We start from the raw sequence: 20,527 nt of genomic DNA, 5'->3' as shown, positions 1-20,527 counted from the left end.
AAATATAAGTAATTTTTGATGATATGTAAATAATAACAAATCTATATGTATTTTTTTAATAAAAAATAAAAGTAATTTTGATTATAGTTTATAAATAATTATTATATTTGATAGTTTTTTACCTATTTTTCAATAGTTTTATAACTTTTTTATCACTTTTTTATCACTTTTTTATTTTTTGTGTTATCATATTCTCATCACAAATCAAACTTTATGAAAGGATTCTAGGGGGGGGGGATATGAAAAAAACGCTTTTATTTGTTTTACTCATTCACACTTTTCTTTTTTCTCAAATAATGATTTTAAAAAATCAAGATAAAATCATTATAGATAATGATCAAACTCTTGCGCTTAATCATGTAAACCATGATCAAAAGCAAATACTTAAAGAATATAATGGTATTGATCCAAGAGTTAAAAAGCTGTTAGAAGAAAAACCAAATAAAGATTCTAATCTTAGTAAAGAAGATGAAGAATTATCTAATAAGGTTATTAATACCATCCAAACCATAGGTAATGTATATAATGCCAAAGATGATAAAGAAAGAGATGATCTTATAAGAGATTTAGCAAGTAATTATTTAAGCTTACAAGCTAATACTTTAATCCAAGAATATTTACAATCTCTTAATCATTCTATCAACAGTGAGTTTAGCTTAAACTACAAAAATACACTAGATGGAAAAGCTAGAGTGCTTATACCTTTTACAGATAAAGATAATCCAAAAATATCCTATTTTTTACAAAGCGGTATAGGTGGATATGATAACAATAGAATCATAGGTCATTTTGGTGGTGGTATAAGATATTATCCTAATGCATTAGCATTAAATAATTCAGGCAATATCATGCTAGGATTAAACCTAGTTTATGATCATGATTTTAGCAGAGAACATAAAAGAATGTCTTTGGGTTTTGAAAGTATGCTAGATACACTCGCTTTTCATGCTAATATTTATCAAAGATTAAGTGGTTGGATTAATAGTTATGATTTTAAAAATACTAATAATAATCTAACTTTCTTAGAACGCCCTGCTAATGGTTGGGACATGGGTGTTAAATATGCTTTTCCTTCTATGAGCAATGTAGCCGTTTTTGCTAATATGAGTAAATGGTATGGAGAAAAAGTAGCTCCATTTGGCAATGTAAGTTGCTATGAAGATTTAGAAAAAAATCCTCTAATATATGAAGGAGGTATTACTTATTCACCTTGTCCTGCATTAACTTTTTCGCTAAGTCATAAAATAAGCAATGAGAGTGATAAACAAGGCACAAATATAGCTATGAATTTTAATATACCTTTAGATAAAGATGCCTTCAAACATGCTTTTGATCCTAAATTTGCAGGTATAAATAATACCATTGAAGGATCTAGAACCAATTTTATAGATAGAGATTATTCTATGGTGCTTGAATATAAAGCTATTAATAATGCTTATCATATTTCTTATTGTGGAAATTTAGGAGATAATACTCATTGTATTATGCTAAAAAATGGTTTTAACCAAGCAGTTAAAAATGTTGCTATGAGTGTAACCCCTGAACAAAAAAGTGTAATTTTAAAAGATGGAAATCATTATATTACTAATGATAGTGGAAAGGTTTTTGTAAAAATAATCCATGCCTATGGAATCCATCAAACCAATTTAATTACAAAAGCAGGTAACGCTCAAGAAAGTTTCCCTATTACCATCATAGCTCCAAAAGGAGATTTTAGAGTATTTGCCAAACCTTCTAATATACAAAGACATGAGCAATCATTAATCACATTTGCAGGAAGTGATTTAGCAAGTGATTTAGATATAAATTGGAAATTAATTGGTAAAGGAAGCTTAGAAAAAACTCCAAGTTCAGATAAAACTGATAAAGATGGAAATTCAAATATCATCTATAAGCCTGATACAAATATGAAAGATAAAGAAAAAGCAACAATCATTGCTAATGTATTAGGAGTTACTTTAAAAGCCTTTGTTCAAATAGCAATTTATGGAGATAATGATATTATCTTAGATAAAACCACTATAGGTAATAAAGAAAAAGCTCATGCAAGTTATAAAAACTTAAAAGCTAATTCTACAAAAGTTAAATGGAGCATACAAGGAGATAATGCTTTATTTATAGATAAAGATAAAACTACCAAAGAGCTTAATTTAATAGCTGATGCAAACGGTGAAAGTAATGTAGAAATCATAGGACTTAGTGGAAATGAAAAAGTAAAAATCATTGTTAAGAATATGAGCGATGAATTAGTAAAAGAAAAAAGTAAAGTTTTAGAAATCAAAAACTATTCAGCTACCATGGAGCTTCCTACTGGAAAAGATCCTGTGACTCATCAAGACTTTGAAAAAGGAATGATTGATTATAAAAGCGACTTTGAAGTAAAACTTAAAGGTTTAATGCCAAAAACAAAAGTTTTATGGAAAGCTAAAGATATACAAAGCAATAAAACTTTAAGAATTAGCAACGATAAAGAAAGCACAGCTGATGATAAAGGTGAGAGTAAGGTAGTATTTGAAGGAGTAAAAGATTTTAATATTAAAAGACTACAAATCATTGCTACTTATAATCAAAGCACAGCTAGTACTCAAGAAGTAAGTGGAGAAATCAAACTCCACCAATACACCCCAAGCATTAGTTTTAGTAAAGATAAAATCCATGCTTATGAAAGTGAAAACATCAAAGCTTTAAAAGATCCAAAGCCTGATCATGTAGAAGTAACTATAAAAGGTGGTAAACCTAATGAAAAAATAGAATGGAGTTTAAACGGGGATGCTAGTTTAAGTAATCAAGAAGCAACATTTAATGCTAGTGGTGAGGCTAAAGCAACTATTACTTCCAAGGCTCCATTCAAAGCTAATCCTATCATTAGTGTAAACACTTTAGATCAAAAGGTAGGTAAAGAATTGCCTTATGAGATTAAAGAATATACTCCCGAAGTAGAATATCCAAGTTTTAGAGGTGAAGAAAAGTTAATTGAATATGATAAAACTTATAAAATTAAAATAAGTAATCTTTTACCTAATTCAATCATTGATGGAATTAGTGGAAGCAAAGGAGTAAAAGCAAAAAAAGATAGCTTTAGTGTTAATTATTATGGGGAGACTGTTTTAGAATTTGATGGTATTAGTGATTATAGTGTTAAAGATATTACTATTAAGTTTAATTATATTCAAAAGGGCGGTCAAAAAGCAGAATTAACATTAGAGCCTATTTCTGTTTTTGATGAATATGATTTAGTAATTGCGGGATATCCATTCACCATAAAAGCTATACCTAATGATAGCACAAGCGTTGCTTTAATAGGTGGCCATCCTGGTTCAAAAGTAGAATGGAGTTTAAGTGGGGACGCTACTTTAAGCAAACAAGAAACAGTATTTAATGATAACGGTGAGGCTAGAGCAACTATTACTTCTAAAGATCCATTTAAAACTGATCCTGTAATTAGTGTAAATGCCTTGGGCAGAAATCTAAGTGAAAAATTATCTTACGAAACAGTTTATACCCCAGAAATAGATTATCCTAGTCTTGAAGGACATGAAAAAATGGTTGACATTTTAGATGATTTTAACATAATAGTAAGAGGTTTGATGCCAAATTCAGAAATTAGTAATATTAGCGGATTTGCGGATTTGATAAAACCTGCACAAGAAAAATTTAAAGTTGATAATAAAGGTGAAGTTATTATAGCAATGAAAGGAGTTGACATAGAAGATTATTATTCGGTGCCTTATGTAAAGCTTTATTTTAGCTATATGAAAACAAAAAACACAAAAGAAAACTTTAATGATACAATTAAAATCTCTAAAAAGGAATATACACCAGAAGTTAGTTGTGATAAATCTGAAGTATATGATATACCAAATCAACAAGTAACTTGCAAAATAAAGGGAGGAAAACCTAAATCTCTTATAAGATATGATCTTGCAGAAAAAGGAGATTTTGCAATGCAAGCAGATGATCATTTTAACGACAACGGAGAGGCTACAATTAACATTCAAACACAAGCTCCATATGAAAATAAATTTTCTATGCAAATAAAAGCAGCGACTATTAATCCATTTCTGTTGCATGGCAATGTATCTATTCGCTACAAACACTATAATCTTAATCCAAAAGTAATAAATCCTCCAAGCTTTAAAGGTCAAAAGAACACTATTGATTATGAAAGTGATATTAATGGAATACAATTTTGTGGGTTCTTTCCTAACTCTATGGTAATTTTCGATCAAGATCCTAAACATTTAAGGGCAAAGCAACTAGAACATAAAACAGACTCAGAGGGTTGTTTTACTGTTGATTTTTTTGGTTACGAAAGCTATTCTACGAATGAATATCCTAAAGCTGAATTTGGATATACATATGATGATAGACCTGGAAAAGAATATGCAGTCAGTTACTTTAACTTGTATAAATATAATCCAGAAATACATCTTAGTAAAGAAAAAAGCAGAAAAAACAAAAAAGAAGAAATCGTTGCAACTTTAAAAAATGGAAGACCACATTCTAAAGTCGAATGGGATATAAATGGAGATTTTGACCTTGTAAGTAAAAAAAGTGAATTTGATAATAATGGACAAGCCACAGTGACTTTAATGACAAAAGAACCTTATCAAAATGATATTTTAATTAGTGCTACTACTTTAGGTCAAAAGTTTATTGGAAAAGTACATTATCTTGACGATACGACTTATAAGCCTAATTTTGGCTATCCAGTAACTCCTAGAAAAGATGGATCGTATATACCAAATTCTGTATTTTACCATGAGCCACATAATATTATCAATGTCTACCATATGCGTCCAAATAGTAAATTTAAAATAGAACCTTCTTCTATAACCGTTACAATATTAAACGAAAAAGATGACTACATTAAGACAGATTCTACAGGCAATGCTGTAATTAACTTTCAATTAACAAATCCAACTGTTAGAAAAATTTGGTTTACAATAACTTATGAGTCACAAGAAGATGAGTTTAAAACCATAAATACAGAACCGACGAGCGTCAATTTTGCACCAATGCATTTTGAAAGTCGCGTTATAACATTTCCGAAAGATGATCCGCAATTTAGCTCTGAAAATGAGGTTTGGATAGAAATAGAGACCCCAAATCCAAGAGGAAAATGCGTGCTTTCAAGTTATAGAGTAATAACTGGTCCTATAGTAGTAGGAAGTGGTGGTATTGGTTCTGAAAAAACAAGATTTAAAGGTGGATGGGAAAATTATGGTAAGAAAAAAATTAATTTAGATTTTTCATGTTATGAAGGTGCTACCCATTATGTAATACAAACTTATGAGTATAGAGATAGTGATTTTCAAAAGAGCAAATAAGCCAGATGGTGTCAAGGGGGAGACTTGAACTCCCGACCTCCGGCTTATGAGACCAGCGCTCTAGCCAGCTGAGCTACCCTGACATAAAAAGAAGTTAAAATTATACTTTATTTTGCTTAACATTTCATAAAATACTTATTTTGTAAATTTTATATATTTTTCAACTTTTTTGTGCTACAAATATAAAACTATATTAAAAAAGGATTTTAATGCAAATTAGCTCAAGTTATAGCAATGCCTTTTACACACAAAATCCTTATCAAAACAAAGACAAAGAACAAGCTAAAGAAAACATTTCAGAAAAAGAAAATCCACAGCAAACAAAAGAAAACAATAATGATCAAGAAAAAGATGAAAAAACTCAAAAAGTCAATGGTAAAGACTTAAGCAACGAGGAAGTAAAACAAGTACGAGAGCTTGAAAAAATCGACAGAGAAGTAAGAGCTCATGAGGCAGCCCACCAAGCAGCAGGTGGAGCTTTAGCCGGTGCTGCAAGTTTTGGTTATACAAGAGGCCCTGATAATAAAATGTATGCAGTTGAAGGAGAAGTGCCTATAAGAATGCAAAAAGGCAATACTCCAGAAGAAACTATAGCAAATGCTATGCAAGTAATTGCTGCAGCTATGGCACCAGCTGATCCTAGTCCACAAGATTATAAAGTAGCGGCTAATGCTATGCAAATGCAAAATGACGCACGCGCCGAACAAGCTAAAATAAAAGCAAAAGAGCTAAAAGCACAAAATGAAAAAAGCGAAAATGAGAATGAGGAAAAAACAAATTCAAATTCCAAAGCCATAAAATCATACACACAAAATACATCACAAAATTACATAGGAAGTCAGTATAACAAAAGCGCATAGTGGCAGAGAGGAAGGGATTCGAACCCTCGGTGAGTTGCCCCACACACGCGTTCCAGGCGTGTTCCTTCGACCGCTCGGACACCTCTCTAAAAATAAAAATTATAACTTATTTTTTTAAATTTACACTAAAAAGGGAATTTATGAAGCTTTTTTACTCTTGTTTTTATCTTTTTATTTTACTTTTTTTAAGTGCTTGTTCAAATCATGCTAATGTTAATTTATCTTATGAAAAAGCCTTTATAAACAAACAATGCGATGAAAATACCCTAGCTTTAAAAAATGCAGATAAAGACACCATATATACAGGATTAAATTTAGCCTCTTTAGCAAGAGTTTGTAAAGATTACGAAAAAAGTAATGCATTTTTTGATAAAGCAGAAGAAGCTTATAAACATGATGTAGATTTACAAAACGAGCTTCAAAAAGCCACTAAAAATTTTAGTGAAATTTTACTTAATGATACCATCAATGACTATCAAGGTTATTTTTATGAAAGGATTATGCTAAATACTTACAAAGGTTTAAATTATATGAGCTTGGGTGATTTTGAAAACGCAAGAGTGGAATTTAACCGAGCTTTATACAGACAAGATAGAATGAAAGAATATTTTTATGACTATATACAAAAAGCTCAAGAAGAATACCAAAAAGAACTTCAAAAAGATAAAAAAATATATACAAGTTTTCAGCAAAATTTAAACCCTATCTATAAACAATATGACAATCTTCTTAGTGCATTTAACGCAAATAAAAATTACACTAATGTCTATGCTAGTTATCTTAGTGCCTTATTTTTCTTTTTCGACAAAGATTATGTTAAAGCTTATGATCTTTTAAAAGAAGCAGCCTTAAGCAATGTGAAAAACAAACAACTTCAAAAACAATTTCAAGTATTTGAAAAATTCACTCATTTAAAAACATCCTTCCTTCAACAAAAATATATTTTTATTATCTATGAAGATGGTTTTAGTGCTACAAAAGAAGAATTTAATCTTACTTTACCATTTATTTTTAACGATAATATTGCAAATATTAGCGTAGCTTTTGCTTATTTAAAATCAAGAAATACTTCTTATAAATTCTTGCAAAGCCAAGATGAAAAAACCCAAAATTTAATTTATTTTGATGATATTATAGCAAGTGAGTTTAAAACTCTTTTGCCTTCCATGGTAATGAAAACCTTAGCCTCAAGCGCGCTTAAAACTTCAATTAATTTAGCCATAGCTAATAATGATTCTAGTGGTTTTTTATCATTTATTAGCACTGTTAGTACTGCTTTAATCAACAAAGCAGATCTTAGAATGTGGCAAGCTTTACCAAAAAGTGCTAGTATTTTAATGCTAAAAAATGAAGGCTTAGTTAAAATTTATGATAATAAAGAAAAAATAATCTTTGAAGATGAGTTGGAAAAAGATAAAAATTATATTGTACTTATAAGATCTTTTGCGCCAAATTCAAATATTATTTATAAAATCAAAGAACAATAAGGAGATAAAATGAAAAAAAGTTTATTTTTTATGGTTTTTGCGCTTTTAGTTTTCAGTGCTTGCTCTTCACAACCAAAATACACTGATGGTAAAGCTTCTCAAAAAGTTCAAGGCGATGCACTTACTTTGGGACTTGATAGAGAAGACTTTGAAAAAACTGCTGAAGATATGATACAAAGCTTGCTTAGTGATCCTGCTTTTGCAAATTTAAATAGCTCTAATAGAAAAGTTGTTGCCATAGGAAAAATCATCAATGACACCCCGCAAAGAATAGACACAGACAAACTCACTTCAAAAATTACCATAGCATTAAGAAAATCTGGCAAATTTATACTAACAACCGCTGTGGCAGCAGGTGGAGCAAAAGATAGCTTATCTCATGATGTAAGAGATTTAAGAGACAATGAAGAATTTAATCAAAACTCCATAGCTAAAAAAGGCACACTTTTAGCCCCAAATTTCTCACTTTCAGGTAAAATCAGACAAGATACTGTTAAACTTTACAATGGCAAAATTCAAACCGAATATTTTTTTCATTTAATTCTTACGGATTTAACTAGTGGCTTAGCCTTTTGGGAGGATGAAAAAACCATCAATAAAACAGGCAAAGGCAAAAGTGCAACATGGTAAAAAAACTACTAATTCTTTTTTTAACCCTCGTTTGTCTTTGTCAAGCACAAAGTGCTTTAAACAAAGAAAGCTATGGTGAGGGTTTTGGAAATACAAGAAGCGAAGCAATAAAAAATGCCATCAATGAAGCTCTTGGGAAAATGGAAGGCTTAAAACAAGTTAAGCTTAAAAAATTTGAATTTAATTTTAATGGAAATTTCAATATAGGCTATGATGAGGAAATTGATTTTGTTAGTAATGGAGTTTTTAATAGCTACGATATTAAATCTTTAACCCAAACAAATCAAAACGAATTTCACGCAAAAGTTGTAATTTATAAAAAACTCTATAGTGAAAAAAACCTTGAGGATAAAAGTTCGCTAATTATCATCAACAAAGTTAAAGATGAACTCTCAGCTAAATTTGAACAAGAACTTTTAAGTGTTTTACTCCAAAGTAAAAAATTTAGAATTTTAGATAGAGCAAATCTTGATCTTTATAATCAAGAAAAATCTTTACTTATAAAAAATGCAAGCGATGATGAACTCATTAAGCTTTACAATGTTTTAGGTGCTGATTTTTTACTCATTTTAAATCCTAAAATAACACAAACACAAAATGAAATTAGCACTCAAACTTATAATATTAACATTGATTATCGTTTGATAGAATTTGCTACAACTCAAATCAAAGCTTCTAATACTTTAGAGTTTAAAATGAGCTCTACAAGCAATTCAAGCAAGCAAAAAGCCCTTAGGGGTATTGCTACAAAAATTACAGAAGATATTTTTAAACATTCTAAAGACGATCAAGAAGAAGAAGAAACAGAGCAAGGTTTAGACGCAAACTATCAAATCAACAATGAGGGTGGAGTTGATTTAGGTTTTTAAAATGCAAAAGGCTTGGGATATTAATGCAAAATTTTGGGACACACAAATGGGAGATGATTCTAATGAATTTCATAAAAAAGTTGTGCGTCCTAAAGTCGAAGAATTACTAAACATACAAGATGATGATTATATTTTAGATATTGCTTGTGGAAATGGAAATTTTTCCGCTTATATGTGTAAAAAATACAACATAAATGTTTACGCTTTTGATTATAGTAATCAAATGATAAAACTAGCAAAACAAAGATGGAAAAATTTTTTACACAAAATTCATTTTCAAACCATAGACGCTAGCGATGAATTAACTTTGCAAAATTTAGCCAAAAAACACACCTTTAGCAAAGCTGTTTCAAATAGGCTATCATGGATATGGAAAATATCCAGCCCTTATTTAAAAGTCTTTATTCTCTACTAAAAGAAAATGGAATTTTTGTTTTTGCTACTCAACATCCTTGTTTTGTAACATTAACTAAAAAATATCTTAGCTCGCATAATTATCTTGGATATGCATTTGAAAAACAACCTGTAAAACATCACTACTACCATCGTTCTTTAGAAGAAATTTTCAACACTTGTTTTAAAAATGGTTTTATCATAGATGGATTTTTTGAAGAACCTTTTTTAGATGAAGAATTTCCTGAAATCATAATTGTCCGAGCAAGGAAAATCAGTTTTTAAATTGCAAAAACTCACACCTTTTACAAAGCTCAGCTTTTAAAATTCCTTGCTTAAAGCCTTCTTTTAATTCTATATATAAAGAGGAATTTAAAAGCTCACTAAAATCTTTTTCAAAGCAATTTCCTAGTTCTATATCCCCTTTAGTATCCAAACAACAAGGCACTAAAGTTCCATCACTTAAAATAGCAATTTGCCCATTTAAAGCATGACAAAACCCTTTCTCTCTAACAACCTCATCTTTCAAAGAAGGCCATTTAAAAAGCCTGGCTTGGTGTAAGATAATATGCCTTTCTAAGCGATTTTTAGCTTTTTGCTTTTGAATTTTTATTTTAAAAATTTGCTCTAAAAAATCATAAATTTTTTCATTTTCCAAAGGTGGGTTGAAATTTTTATCTAAATTCCAAAGTCTTAGGTTGATAAAAGAATTATTTTTATTTTCTAAGTGCAAAAAAATAAGCTTCAAAATAGGCTCAAAGTATTCTTTTAAGCTCATTTTACTTTGAGATAAAAAAGCACCCAAAGAGATATTAATTTGGTGGATATTTTTAAAACTTAAAACAAGGTTGATTTTTTCTTCATCAAAATAAAACCCACTCGTAGTAAGCTCTATTTGCATATTAAATTTTAAAGCTATTTTTAAATACTCTTTTAAATTTAAAATCCTTAAAGGATCTCCAAGCACATGAAAAGTAAAAAGCTTGGCATGATTATGCACGCTTTTACAAATTTTTTCAAAGTTTTCAAGGCTCATTTGTTTTCTTTGGGCTTTTTGGCTAGGACAAAAATCACATTTTAGCCCACAAATATCACTTAATTCTATATAAATTTTCTCAAAATGCATAATCGCTCTTTTTAAAAAGCTCAAATGCCTTTAAAGCAAGTTTTGAAAGCGTGATATACTCTAATTCTTTATAAGCAAAAGCTTTAGCTTGAAAGTCTTCAAAATCATCATCTTTTAAAAAATATACCTTAGCATTGATTTTGTATTTGGCATAAGAATGCTTAAATTCTCCTATAAATTTTGCTTTTTTTTGGTTTTTGTATTCTAAAAAATTATATAAATTAAAATACAACTTTTCTTGACTCTTAATGAGTAAAAACTGCTCGTTTTTTTGTACTATAAGTATTTTTAAAATAGTATTTTCGTATTGAATTTTTTTAGTTAGGTTGAATTTTTCATATTCATTTTTTCCACTACAAAAGCTTTCTAAAGGACAAAGCTCACATTTTGCATTTTTAGGCAAGCAAATCAAAGCCCCTATATCTAGCAAAGCTTGATTGTGATCAAATGCGTTATCATAGTTTAAAAATTCTCTTGCCTTTTGTGTTAAAAGTTTAGAGCTTGGATTTTGCAAACTATAAAATCTACTCAAAACTCTTTTTATATTTGCATCCACAAAAGACTTAGCTTGCAAAAAACCAAAGCAAGCTATAGCGCCAGCTGTATATTCTCCAATACCAGGAAGTTTTTGAAGCTCATTAATATCAAATGGTAATTTTGCATTAAATTCTTGCACACAAATTTTTGCACATTTGTGCATATTTCTAGCTCTAGTATAATACCCAAGTCCTTGCCAAGCTTTTAAAACCTCATCTTCACTTGCCATAGAAAGCGCTTTTAAAGAAGGAAATTTAGCTAAAAACTGAAAATAATAATTTTGCAAAACACTTTTTACCTGAGTTTGCTGAAGCATAATCTCACTGACATAAACCGCATAAGCAATATCAATGTTTTTTAATTTTTCTAAATCATCTGCTTTAGCGTATTTTTTATACTCATCATGCAAAATACGCCAGGGAAGACTTTTCCTACCGTTTTCGTTATACCATTTCAAAATATTTTCATGAATTTTTTGCATTAAGACTTTCTTTATTTTTAAAAAAATTATACAATCTATTCTTAAAGGCTTTATGTTAAAATAAAAAAATATTTTTAAAAAGGAGCAAAAATGAAAAGTTTTTTAAAAGGTTTGGGTTTAGGATTACTTTGTTTAGTATTATTTGTACTAGGAGTGATTTTTAACACTGAATTTTTAGGTTTAAAAAATCATAATAAACAAAATATAGAATTTTCAAGAAATATAGAAGTATCTAATGAAATTATGCCAAATATCTTCAATGCTACTTTAAATTTTAGTGCTAGCGAAGAACTTAGTAAAAAAACTATTGTTTCTAGTGAAGAAAAAAATCATATTGCTAAAACATTTAAAGAAATCTCAGATCGTATTGCTAAAGAAAATTATTGCAAAGGTGGAAGTTATACTTTAGAGCCAAATTATAATTATTATCAAGGAATAAAAACGCTAAATGGATATAGATTGCACTCTAATTTTACTTGCCAAATTCCACAAAGTAAAAGTAAAGACTATGAAAATCTTATAAAAGATATAGAAAGTATTAGCACTACTAATACTTTAATTTCTTTTAACACCAAAGCTTTGCAAGCTGGCTTTGATGAGGCTATTTTAGAAGCAAACAAAGAAGATTTATATGATCTTGCATTTAAAAAAGCTTTTGAAAAAGCTCAATATTATTCTAAAACTTTAGCAAAAACTTGCGTGATAAAAAACATTCATTTTGATAGTTGCAATATCAAACACAATGCTCCAAGTTTAGCAGCTAGTGCAGATAGTATTGTATTGCCTATTATTAAAAGTGAAAAACAAAATTTAAGAGCTAATGTGCTTTTTATTTGTCAATAAATTTCATTTTGACTTTATTTTGAGTTTTTATAATTTCTCATCATTAATTTAAAGGAGAAACAATGAAAAAAATTATAAGTTTATTTATCGTAAGTTCTTTGGCTGCTTCATTTGCACTAGGAGCTGATTTTTCTAAAAAAAGCAATGATGAGATTTTAAATCTTGCAAAAACCGTTAGCGCGCAAGATCAAGCTGATTTGGTTATAGAAATGAAAAAAAGAATGAATGAGATGAAATACAAAGACGCAAGAGATTTTCATCAACAATTTAGAACTAATTTGCGCGAAAATATCTCTAAACTTTCTGCGCAAGAAAGAAACCAAAGAAAGGCTATTGTTCAAGAAGATATGCAAAAACTAACCGATAATATGAGCGGTAAAGAAATAAGAGAATTAAATTTACATCAGCATGGTAAAAATTCACACAAAACACACAAAATGGATCATCAAAACCATGGAAGCCATGCAAATTGTCCAATGAGATAAAATGGCGGCAAAAATCTTACTCTTAGAAGATGATTTAAGTTTAAATGAAATTATAAATGAAGCTTTAAATGATGAGGGTTTTAAAGTCTCTTGTGTATTTGATGCACAAGAGGCACTAGAAAAAGCTTATGAAGAAAATTTTGATCTTTGGATTTTTGATGTTAAAGTCCCAAAAGGCAATGGTTTTGAAGTTTTAAAAGAATTAAGAGAAAGTGGTAAAAACACCCCTGCTATATTTTTAACTTCTTTATCTATGCTTGATGATGTAAAACAAGGATTTTTATCAGGCTGTGATGATTATATTAAAAAGCCTTTCGATATAGATGAATTGATTATCCGTGTAAAAAATATCATTAAAAGAAATTTTAGCCACCAAAAAGAAGATTTGATTTTACTTAGCTCTTCAAAAAGCATTTCTTTTGATCCACTTAATAAAACCCTTTATCAAAATAAAACAATCATCAATCTTACCAACAAAGAAAAAGAACTCTTAGCCTTACTTTTAAAAAAACGTCCACATTTTGTAAGTATAGAAACCATTTTTGATGAAATTTGGAATTTAGATGAAGAACCTGTAATTATGAGCCTTAGAGTTTATATAAAAAATTTAAGAAAAATTCTTGGCAAAGATCTTATTATCAATCAAAGAAATATAGGCTATGCCATTAGGCTAGAAAATGAAAAGTGAAAATTTTAATAATACTATTTTTAAAATTCTAGCCCTTTATATCATCACAAGTGGTGTATTTTTAACGATTTTTTTTATCACTTTTTATCAAAAAGAAGCTAGCTATATACGCTTAAATCAATTAACCCATATGTATACACACCATAATTACATCTTGCAAAATATTATAGAATCAAAACATAGTCAAATTGCATTAGAAAAAATCAACTTTGCAGAAATTTCTAACAAACTCAACACTTCCTTTGCTATTATCTTAGATCAAAAAGTAATTTTTAGCAATCTTTCATTTGACGCTATTAATATTTTAAGACACTTAGAGCAAAATGACTTTATCTATAGTAGAAACAAAAAGCTATTCATAGAATTTTTAAAAATTCGCAATCTAGATGCTTATATAGATAGAACTGATATGAAAAAACCTAGACATTATTTTAAATTTTTAAAACACAGAAATATTCACATCATCATGGAAACTGATGATCTTGGTTTTAAAAAAGAACAATACCGTAAAGATAATTATAACAATCTAGACATCAACGATTTTTCCCATGAGCTTTGGAAATTAAAATTAAAAACTATTTTTTACACTCTTATATGTATTTTACTACTTGCTATAGTTGCTTATATACTCATTTTGCTTGTCTTTAAAAATATCAAAGAGCAATTTAAAGCACTTAATGATTTTATCAAAGATACCACGCATGAAATTAACACGCCTTTGAGCGTGATTTTAGCTAGTATTAAAAAATTTGATGATACAAATTTAAATCCAAATAACACTAAAAAACTAAATCATATCAAACTAGCAAGTAAAAATTTAAATCATATCTATCAAAACCTCATAGCCTTAAATTTTTTCTTACAAAAAGAAAATACAAAAGAAGATATAAATTTAAAAGAGCTTTTAGAACAAAGATTAGAATATTTTGACACTTTAATCTCTCAAAAAAATCTCACCATTGAAAAAGAGCTTTTAGAGCAAAATTTCTATGCAAATAAAGAAGAAATGCAAATTTTACTTGACAATCTTTTAAGCAATGCCATAAAATACACCAATACTAATAAAAAAATCTTTATTTGTTTAAAAGAAAAAACACTTAGTATTAAAGATGAAGGTCAAGGTATGAGCGCTAAAGAAATTACTCAAATTTTTACACGCTACAAACGCTTTAATCAAGACCAAGGTGGTTTTGGCATAGGCTTAAATTTAGTCAAACAAATAGCCGATAAAAACAATATCAACATAAAAGTTTTGAGTAAAAAAGATAAAGGAAGTGAATTTATACTTTCTTGGTAGGGATAAAAATGGAAATTTGCTTAGAAAAAATTAAAATAGATAACGCTTGGAAGGAATTTTTAAAAGAAGAGTTTTTAAAGCCTTATTTTTTAGAAATAAAAACTCATTATATCAATGCTTTAAATGAAAGAAAAACTATATATCCACCCGCGAATTTAATCTTTAATGCTTTTAATCTAACCCCTTTACAAGATTTAAAAATCATACTTTTAGGACAAGATCCTTACCACAACCCTCATCAAGCCATGGGTTTGAGCTTTAGCGTGCCAATGGGTGTTAAAATTCCCCCATCTTTGCTTAATATCTATAAAGAATTGCAAGATGATTTAAACATCCCTATAGCAAAACATGGTGATTTAAGTAAATGGGCTAAACAAGGAATTTTACTTTTAAATTCTATTTTAAGTGTAGAAGCAAATAAACCTGCTTCACATGTACATTTTGGTTGGCAAAAATTTACCGATGCGGTTATATCAAAACTTAGCAATGAAAAAGAAGGATTGATATTTTTACTTTGGGGAAATTATGCTAAAAATAAAAAAAATTTAATCAACCCTCAAAAACACTTTATCCTAGAAGCAGCACATCCTTCGCCTTTAGCAAGAAATGCTTTTTTAGGTTGCAAGCATTTTTCAAAAAGTAATGAAATTTTATCAAAACTTGGTAAAAGTCTTATTGATTGGAATTTAAACCCTTAATTTACTTAAAACTTATATACTTTCAAAAATTTTCAAAAAAGGAATATAATGACTTGTCCAGTTTGTGTAAATACTGACTTATTGATGAGCGAAAGAAATGGAGTTGAAATTGATTATTGTCCAAAATGCCGTGGTGTTTGGCTTGATCGTGGTGAGCTTGATAAAATCATAGAAAGAAATTCTTCTCAAAGTACACAACAACCTCAACAACAAAATTATAACCAACAAGCAAACTACCATCATAATAACGGCTATAAATACAAGAAAAAAGAAAGTTGGCTTGGGGAATTATTTGACTTTTAAGCCAAAAGGCTTAAAAGTTTTACTTAAACTCTCATTTTTATTTCTATCTTCTTTTTATTTACAAAAAAACACTTTTTATTAATAATATATGTTACAATAAAATAATTTTTAACAAAAGGAGAGAAAATGAAAAAAATCATTCTAGGTTCTTTACTAGCATCAAGTTTTTTAATTGGAGCAAATTTGGAAAATTTTGATCCAAAAGCACAAAAAGATCATTTAGTTATCAAAATGGAAATTCTTGATAAAAATGCCAACAAAAACGCAGGTGAAGTTGTAGCAGTACAAACTCCTTATGGAGTAGCATTTTACCCAAATCTTCAAGGTTTAGAAAGTGGAATTCATGGTTTTCATGTTCATGCAAACGCTGATTGTGGAGCAACTGATAAAGGTTTAGGTATGAAAGCAGGTGGTCACTGGGATCCTGAGAAAACCGACGCACACTCAAGCCCATGGGATGATAAAGGCCACAGAGGTGATTTACCACCACTTTATGTAGAAAAAGATGGTAAAGCAACTAATCCTGTATTAGCACCAAAAATCAAAACACTTAACGAGCTTAAAAACCACTCTTTAATGATACATTTTGGAGGAGACAATCATAGCGATCATCCTGCAGCACTTGGCGGTGGCGGTGCTAGAATGGCTTGTGGAGTAATTAAATAAAACACATACTAAAGGCTTTTTGCCTTTAGTATTATTTAAAAAGCTTAGTAAAATCTAAATCATTCATAAAATCATGACTTGATCCGCCAAAACTTTGGCTAGGACTATAAGTAGCAATAGCCACTGCAAGCTCACTAAGCATAGAAGCTATTTCTTCCCTTTTATCTACTATATAAGCTTTCATACCCTCATAATCACTAGTTTCTAAAATTTTTAAAGGGTTATAAATTTCAAAAGCAAAAGCCTTTGAGCCTACATTTACATTATAATTATTATCAAATAAAGCATTGCCTAAAAATGAGCAATTATCTACTATTTTCAAACTTTCACTTGCAATTAATACTTTATCTTGCACATCTTCATAATTTTTATCTTCTAAAAGTTTTGAAATTTTTTTCAACGAAGAATCTAAAATTTGTAAAGCACCAACAAAATCGTTTGCATCGGTAATATCTTCACTAAATTTTTGTGTTTGGTGTTTTAAATTCGCACCATCTATACTTGAACCTACTTGTCCTAAATGTTTTTGTAAGATTTCTAATTCATCTCTCATAATACACCTTCCTTGTTATTGCTATAACAAGAAAAGCATTTTTTATTCCAAATTTTGATCTATCCAAACTCTAAAATCTTTAGCAAAAAGCAAAAAAACCTCATCATAGTTTTGGATTAAAATTTGAGGATTATTATCATTTAATTCTTTTTCATAGTAAAAATACTTACTTGCTATAAGTTTTTTAGTGTTTATTTGCACTAAATTTAAATTAATGCCTAATTTTATTTTAGAATGCATCTCATCGCTAAAATCTTGCTCTAAAATATCTACTTTACTTTCTAAAACATAATCAGCACTAGCTAGACTATCTTGGTTTAAAACCGCTTTAAATGCTTCTAAATCTTGCAAATGAAATTCCAAAAAAGTTTTAATCATCAAAGCAGGATTTTCTTTCCAAAAATGATAAGCATAAGCATTAACAACATGATCTTTTTTATAAAAAATTTCATTAGTATAAGCCAAGCCCTTAGGCAAAGAAACTATAATGGTTGCATTTTTTTTATTTTGACTTTGCTCTAACTTTTCTAAATTAATACTAAAATATTTATTTGCAGGTAAAGTTTGACTTGGACTAATCAAAGAACAAGCACTAAAAAAAATAGCTACTAAACTAATATATAAAAATTTCATTTTATTCTCCTGGAGCATATTGAATGGCTTTATCTTTATAAATTACATCTGAAGGATTTTGCTTTAAATTTTTTAATAATTGCGTAAAATCTAAAAACAAAACTCTTAAAATATCTAAATTTTCATTCAAAAGCATTCTGCTTTTATTAAGCTCGTTAAGTTGGCCATTAGCATTATTTAAAAAATTTGAAAAATCATCTGAACTTTTACCAAGTTTAGAGCTTGTTTTATTTAAATTTGCTAAAAATGCTGGTGTATTAGCATTTAAATGTGCAAAAAGCTCTGATGAATTTTGTAAAATTTGCTCGATATTTTTTAAATTTTTATCACTTAAAAGATTTTCTAGTTTAAGCTTTGAGACATTAATAAGCTCTAAAAGATTATTTGCTTGCTTATCTATACTCGTAAAAAAACTTTCCTTTGATTTTATAATAGGATAAACATCATCATCTGCTTTTAAAACACTAGCTTCCTCACTACCTCCTGCAAGCTGAATAAATTTAAATCCTGTTATACCTTGAATTTGCAAGCTTGCATAAGTATCTGTTTTAACCGCTAAATTAGAATCAAGCTTGACTAAAATTTTTACCCTTAATTGATTGCTAGAACTATCTATGCTGATATTTTCAACACTTCCAACATCAACTCCTAAAAATTTAACCGGAGCTTTGACGCTAAGCCCTGCAACTGATTCTTCCATATAAATTTCATAATATTTAAAAGATTTCTCATCTTTTAAATTCCCATACCACACTATAAAAAACAAGCTGATAAAAAATAACACACAAACAAAAATTCCGATCAAAATATAATTTGCTTTATTTTCCATTATTGCATAAACCTCTCATAAAGTCTTGGATTTTGCTCTTGCAAAGCCTCAACATTTCCCAAAAAACCAACTTTTTTATTCTCTATAATCAAAAAGCGATTTAATACATTTTTCATACTTTCTTTATCATGAGTAATTAAAATCACACATAATTTAAAGCTTTGTTTTAAACTCAAAAGCAATTCATCAAATTCTCTTGAACTATAAGGATCAAGCCCTGAAGTTGGCTCATCTAAAAAAAGCAATTTAGAATCAAGCGCCAAAGCTCTAGCTATGGCCACTCTTTTTTTCATACCTCCGCTTAATTCACTTGGATAAAGCTTAGCCACACTCTCATCAAGCCCTACCATCTTAAGCTTCATCATGGCTATTTCTTTGATATCATTTTTGCTAAGTTTTGTGTATTCAACTAAAGGTATGCTAATGTTTTCAAGTATATTAAAAAAGCTAAATAATGCTCCATATTGAAAAACAACACCCCATTGTTTTTGCAAAAATAAAGCATCTTCATCGCTTATATTTTTTAATCTCTTGCCTAAAATTTCATACTCGCCCTTATCAAAATGCTCAAGCATTAACATTTGTCTTAAAAGCACAGATTTACCACTACCACTACCACCTAAAATACCAAAAATTTCATTATCTTGCACTTCAAAACTAATATCCTCATGCACACATTTACTTCCAAAATAAGTACTGATATTTTTAGCCTTTATAATCAAAATCCAGCCTTTGTTAAAAATACAGAAAAAATCGCATCAAAAGCTATTACCCAAAAAATAGCATTTACCACGCTTTTTGTCGTATAAACACCTATACTTTCGGTGGTTTTTTGCACAAAAAATCCTCTAAAACAAGCAATAGAAGCAATCAAAAACCCAAAAATAGGTGCCTTTATGAGCCCTATGATGATATGTTTTAGCTCCACTGCTTCTTTAAAACGACTCATAAACTCACTCATGCTAATTTCTAAACTAAACCAAGCAACTACAATTCCACCTATAATGCTTAAAATATCCGCCACTATTACCACTAAAGGCATGGCAAGCGCTAAAGCTAAAACTCTAGGTAAAATGATAAACTCACTTTCTTTAAAACCCATAGTTTTCATCGCATCAATTTCATCAGTAAGCTTCATCACTCCAATTTGAGCTGTATAAGAACTTGCGCTCCTACCAGCTATAACAATAGCACTAATTAATGGTGCAAGTTCTCTAGTAGCAGAAATTCCCATTAAATCAACAATGTAAATATTAGCTCCAAATTGTGCAAGTTGATACGCAGCTTGATAAGCAAGCACCACACCCACAAGCAATGAAGTTAGCATAATAATAGGTAAAGCATTAATAGCGCTATTTTCTACATGATATAAAAATGCCTTAAAGCGAAGTTTTTTAGGGTTTAAAAGTGTTTTAAAACAAGTATAAATAATAAGTCCTATGAAATTTAAAAACTGCACTAAAATTGTAAAAGAATTTGCAACTTTCTTTCCTAAATTTTCAAAAAAATCTTTGATTGTTTTTTTATCTTCATAAGAATCACAAAAGCTTTTGTAGTGTTTTTGACAAAGTTCAAAAAGCTTAGCATGCTCACTTTTAAGATTTATCCTACTAAGCTCAAAACCTTTTTGCTTAAATTCATTTTCTAAAGCTAGAAAATACCTAATTCCGGCAGTATCTATAAAATCTAAATTTGCAAAATCAAAAATAATATTTTTTTGAGTAGGAAAATCTAATTTTTCCAATTTTCCTACGCTTGTTTTATCCCATATACCAAAGACGCTAAAAATGCATTCTTGATTTTTAACATCTTTGATTAT

At 29.1% G+C, this 20,527-nt stretch carries 21 protein-coding genes and 2 tRNA genes; 14 read left to right on the top strand and 9 right to left on the bottom strand.

Going from position 1 to position 20,527, the window contains the following annotated elements; translation table 11 throughout:
* The first annotated feature begins 239 nt into the window (after nucleotides 1–239).
* Nucleotides 240–5,330 carry an inverse autotransporter beta domain-containing protein gene (locus L8W68_RS07135; RefSeq protein WP_263675579.1) on the top strand — a complete coding sequence of 1,697 codons (5,091 nt, stop codon included), beginning with the start codon at nucleotides 240–242 and terminating at the stop codon, nucleotides 5,328–5,330.
* Between the two features lie 6 nt (nucleotides 5,331–5,336).
* Here the strand turns inward: L8W68_RS07135 and L8W68_RS07130 are convergent.
* Nucleotides 5,337–5,413, bottom strand: a tRNA-Met gene (locus tag L8W68_RS07130).
* A gap of 126 nt (nucleotides 5,414–5,539) precedes the next feature.
* Here L8W68_RS07130 and L8W68_RS07125 point away from each other — a divergent pair.
* The gene (locus L8W68_RS07125) at nucleotides 5,540–6,190 is read left to right on the top strand and encodes a putative metalloprotease CJM1_0395 family protein (protein WP_263675577.1); all 651 of its coding nucleotides are present in this window, start codon (nucleotides 5,540–5,542) and stop codon (nucleotides 6,188–6,190) included.
* On the opposite strand, the gene L8W68_RS07120 is transcribed toward L8W68_RS07125, so the two are convergent.
* Nucleotides 6,191–6,278 (bottom strand) — tRNA-Ser (locus L8W68_RS07120).
* 52 nt (nucleotides 6,279–6,330) lie between these two features.
* Here L8W68_RS07120 and L8W68_RS07115 point away from each other — a divergent pair.
* Genes L8W68_RS07115 through L8W68_RS07095 form a run of 5 tightly spaced genes read left to right on the top strand, consistent with a single transcriptional unit; the run spans nucleotide 6,331 to nucleotide 9,854 of the window.
* Nucleotides 6,331–7,677, top strand: coding sequence for a hypothetical protein (locus L8W68_RS07115; RefSeq protein WP_263675576.1), 1,347 nt, complete (start codon nucleotides 6,331–6,333; stop codon nucleotides 7,675–7,677).
* A gap of 9 nt (nucleotides 7,678–7,686) precedes the next feature.
* Nucleotides 7,687–8,307 (top strand): penicillin-binding protein activator LpoB, encoded by a 621-nt coding sequence (gene lpoB, locus L8W68_RS07110; RefSeq protein WP_263675575.1) that lies wholly within the window; start codon nucleotides 7,687–7,689, stop codon nucleotides 8,305–8,307.
* Complete coding sequence (locus L8W68_RS07105; RefSeq protein ID WP_263675573.1) at nucleotides 8,301–9,176, top strand: hypothetical protein; 876 nt, start codon at nucleotides 8,301–8,303, stop codon at nucleotides 9,174–9,176. The genes lpoB and L8W68_RS07105 overlap by 7 nt, the downstream gene beginning before the upstream one ends.
* Nucleotide 9,177: 1 nt before the next feature.
* Nucleotides 9,178–9,591 (top strand): class I SAM-dependent methyltransferase, encoded by a 414-nt coding sequence (locus L8W68_RS07100; protein WP_263675572.1) that lies wholly within the window; start codon nucleotides 9,178–9,180, stop codon nucleotides 9,589–9,591.
* Nucleotides 9,546–9,854 carry a hypothetical protein gene (locus tag L8W68_RS07095; protein ID WP_263675571.1) on the top strand — a complete coding sequence of 103 codons (309 nt, stop codon included), beginning with the start codon at nucleotides 9,546–9,548 and terminating at the stop codon, nucleotides 9,852–9,854. Before L8W68_RS07100 ends, L8W68_RS07095 begins: the two co-directional genes overlap by 46 nt.
* On the opposite strand, the gene L8W68_RS07090 is transcribed toward L8W68_RS07095, so the two are convergent.
* Both L8W68_RS07090 and mutY read right to left on the bottom strand, forming a co-directional pair.
* On the bottom strand, nucleotides 9,844–10,695 hold the full coding sequence (locus tag L8W68_RS07090) for a radical SAM/SPASM domain-containing protein (RefSeq protein ID WP_263675570.1): 852 nt from the start codon (nucleotides 10,693–10,695) through the stop codon (nucleotides 9,844–9,846). The two genes, L8W68_RS07095 and L8W68_RS07090, sit on opposite strands and share 11 nt — an antisense overlap.
* Nucleotides 10,685–11,728 (bottom strand): A/G-specific adenine glycosylase, encoded by a 1,044-nt coding sequence (gene mutY, locus L8W68_RS07085; protein WP_263675583.1) that lies wholly within the window; start codon nucleotides 11,726–11,728, stop codon nucleotides 10,685–10,687. The genes L8W68_RS07090 and mutY overlap by 11 nt, the downstream gene beginning before the upstream one ends.
* 75 nt (nucleotides 11,729–11,803) lie before the next feature.
* On the opposite strand from mutY, the gene L8W68_RS07080 reads away from it, so the two are divergent.
* The 7 genes from L8W68_RS07080 (at nucleotide 11,804) to L8W68_RS07050 (ending at nucleotide 16,693) form a co-directional block, all read left to right on the top strand.
* Nucleotides 11,804–12,556: an SIMPL domain-containing protein gene (locus L8W68_RS07080; RefSeq protein WP_263675569.1), complete on the top strand. Its 753-nt coding sequence runs from the start codon at nucleotides 11,804–11,806 to the stop codon at nucleotides 12,554–12,556.
* 62 nt (nucleotides 12,557–12,618) lie between these two features.
* Complete coding sequence (locus tag L8W68_RS07075) at nucleotides 12,619–13,041, top strand: DUF1104 domain-containing protein (protein WP_263675568.1); 423 nt, start codon at nucleotides 12,619–12,621, stop codon at nucleotides 13,039–13,041.
* 1 nt (nucleotide 13,042) lies between these two features.
* On the top strand, nucleotides 13,043–13,729 hold the full coding sequence (locus tag L8W68_RS07070) for a response regulator transcription factor (protein ID WP_263675567.1): 687 nt from the start codon (nucleotides 13,043–13,045) through the stop codon (nucleotides 13,727–13,729).
* Complete coding sequence (locus L8W68_RS07065; protein WP_263675566.1) at nucleotides 13,719–15,026, top strand: sensor histidine kinase; 1,308 nt, start codon at nucleotides 13,719–13,721, stop codon at nucleotides 15,024–15,026. Before L8W68_RS07070 ends, L8W68_RS07065 begins: the two co-directional genes overlap by 11 nt.
* 8 nt (nucleotides 15,027–15,034) lie before the next feature.
* The gene (ung, locus tag L8W68_RS07060) at nucleotides 15,035–15,724 is read left to right on the top strand and encodes a uracil-DNA glycosylase (protein ID WP_263675565.1); all 690 of its coding nucleotides are present in this window, start codon (nucleotides 15,035–15,037) and stop codon (nucleotides 15,722–15,724) included.
* Between the two features lie 48 nt (nucleotides 15,725–15,772).
* Nucleotides 15,773–16,027 (top strand): zf-TFIIB domain-containing protein, encoded by a 255-nt coding sequence (locus tag L8W68_RS07055; RefSeq protein ID WP_133319172.1) that lies wholly within the window; start codon nucleotides 15,773–15,775, stop codon nucleotides 16,025–16,027.
* Between the two features lie 126 nt (nucleotides 16,028–16,153).
* Nucleotides 16,154–16,693, top strand: coding sequence for a superoxide dismutase family protein (locus L8W68_RS07050; RefSeq protein WP_263675564.1), 540 nt, complete (start codon nucleotides 16,154–16,156; stop codon nucleotides 16,691–16,693).
* A gap of 31 nt (nucleotides 16,694–16,724) precedes the next feature.
* Here L8W68_RS07050 and L8W68_RS07045 read toward each other — a convergent pair whose 3' ends face one another.
* Genes L8W68_RS07045 through L8W68_RS07025 form a run of 5 tightly spaced genes read right to left on the bottom strand, consistent with a single transcriptional unit; the run spans nucleotide 16,725 to nucleotide 20,527 of the window.
* Nucleotides 16,725–17,246 carry a flagellar FLiS export co-chaperone gene (locus L8W68_RS07045; RefSeq protein WP_263675563.1) on the bottom strand — a complete coding sequence of 174 codons (522 nt, stop codon included), beginning with the start codon at nucleotides 17,244–17,246 and terminating at the stop codon, nucleotides 16,725–16,727.
* Between the two features lie 42 nt (nucleotides 17,247–17,288).
* Nucleotides 17,289–17,879 carry a hypothetical protein gene (locus L8W68_RS07040; protein ID WP_214125161.1) on the bottom strand — a complete coding sequence of 197 codons (591 nt, stop codon included), beginning with the start codon at nucleotides 17,877–17,879 and terminating at the stop codon, nucleotides 17,289–17,291.
* 1 nt (nucleotide 17,880) lies between these two features.
* Entirely contained in the window at nucleotides 17,881–18,708 is an 828-nt protein-coding gene (locus L8W68_RS07035) for an MlaD family protein (RefSeq protein ID WP_263675562.1), read from the bottom strand.
* A complete protein-coding gene (locus L8W68_RS07030) occupies nucleotides 18,708–19,430 on the bottom strand; it encodes an ABC transporter ATP-binding protein (RefSeq protein WP_087691076.1) in 723 nt (240 codons plus the stop codon). The genes L8W68_RS07035 and L8W68_RS07030 overlap by 1 nt, the downstream gene beginning before the upstream one ends.
* Nucleotides 19,427–20,527 carry an MlaE family lipid ABC transporter permease subunit gene (locus tag L8W68_RS07025; RefSeq protein ID WP_412175558.1) on the bottom strand — a complete coding sequence of 367 codons (1,101 nt, stop codon included), beginning with the start codon at nucleotides 20,525–20,527 and terminating at the stop codon, nucleotides 19,427–19,429. Before L8W68_RS07025 ends, L8W68_RS07030 begins: the two co-directional genes overlap by 4 nt.

Origin of the sequence: Campylobacter sp. FU_497, assembly GCF_025772425.1 — a bacterium.
In the GTDB taxonomy this organism is placed as follows: Bacteria; Campylobacterota; Campylobacteria; order Campylobacterales; family Campylobacteraceae; genus Campylobacter_D; species Campylobacter_D lari_C.
Note: the sequence above shows the minus strand (reverse complement) of the source record. Positions and strands in the feature narration are given on the sequence as shown.

Bases quoted from the DNA above. Each gene is read 5' to 3' on its own strand.
- L8W68_RS07135 (WP_263675579.1), top strand. From the start codon at position 240: ATGAAAAAAACGCTTTTATTTGTTTTACTCATTCACACTTTTCTTTTT.
- L8W68_RS07125 (WP_263675577.1), top strand. From the start codon at position 5,540: ATGCAAATTAGCTCAAGTTATAGCAATGCCTTTTACACACAAAATCCT.
- L8W68_RS07115 (WP_263675576.1), top strand. From the start codon at position 6,331: ATGAAGCTTTTTTACTCTTGTTTTTATCTTTTTATTTTACTTTTTTTA.
- lpoB (WP_263675575.1), top strand. From the start codon at position 7,687: ATGAAAAAAAGTTTATTTTTTATGGTTTTTGCGCTTTTAGTTTTCAGT.
- L8W68_RS07105 (WP_263675573.1), top strand. From the start codon at position 8,301: ATGGTAAAAAAACTACTAATTCTTTTTTTAACCCTCGTTTGTCTTTGT.
- L8W68_RS07100 (WP_263675572.1), top strand. From the start codon at position 9,178: ATGCAAAAGGCTTGGGATATTAATGCAAAATTTTGGGACACACAAATG.
- L8W68_RS07095 (WP_263675571.1), top strand. From the start codon at position 9,546: ATGGAAAATATCCAGCCCTTATTTAAAAGTCTTTATTCTCTACTAAAA.
- L8W68_RS07090 (WP_263675570.1), bottom strand. From the start codon at position 10,695: ATGCATTTTGAGAAAATTTATATAGAATTAAGTGATATTTGTGGGCTA.
- L8W68_RS07080 (WP_263675569.1), top strand. From the start codon at position 11,804: ATGAAAAGTTTTTTAAAAGGTTTGGGTTTAGGATTACTTTGTTTAGTA.
- L8W68_RS07075 (WP_263675568.1), top strand. From the start codon at position 12,619: ATGAAAAAAATTATAAGTTTATTTATCGTAAGTTCTTTGGCTGCTTCA.
- L8W68_RS07070 (WP_263675567.1), top strand. From the start codon at position 13,043: ATGGCGGCAAAAATCTTACTCTTAGAAGATGATTTAAGTTTAAATGAA.
- L8W68_RS07065 (WP_263675566.1), top strand. From the start codon at position 13,719: ATGAAAAGTGAAAATTTTAATAATACTATTTTTAAAATTCTAGCCCTT.
- ung (WP_263675565.1), top strand. From the start codon at position 15,035: ATGGAAATTTGCTTAGAAAAAATTAAAATAGATAACGCTTGGAAGGAA.
- L8W68_RS07055 (WP_133319172.1), top strand. From the start codon at position 15,773: ATGACTTGTCCAGTTTGTGTAAATACTGACTTATTGATGAGCGAAAGA.
- L8W68_RS07050 (WP_263675564.1), top strand. From the start codon at position 16,154: ATGAAAAAAATCATTCTAGGTTCTTTACTAGCATCAAGTTTTTTAATT.
- L8W68_RS07045 (WP_263675563.1), bottom strand. From the start codon at position 17,246: ATGAGAGATGAATTAGAAATCTTACAAAAACATTTAGGACAAGTAGGT.
- L8W68_RS07040 (WP_214125161.1), bottom strand. From the start codon at position 17,879: ATGAAATTTTTATATATTAGTTTAGTAGCTATTTTTTTTAGTGCTTGT.
- L8W68_RS07035 (WP_263675562.1), bottom strand. From the start codon at position 18,708: ATGGAAAATAAAGCAAATTATATTTTGATCGGAATTTTTGTTTGTGTG.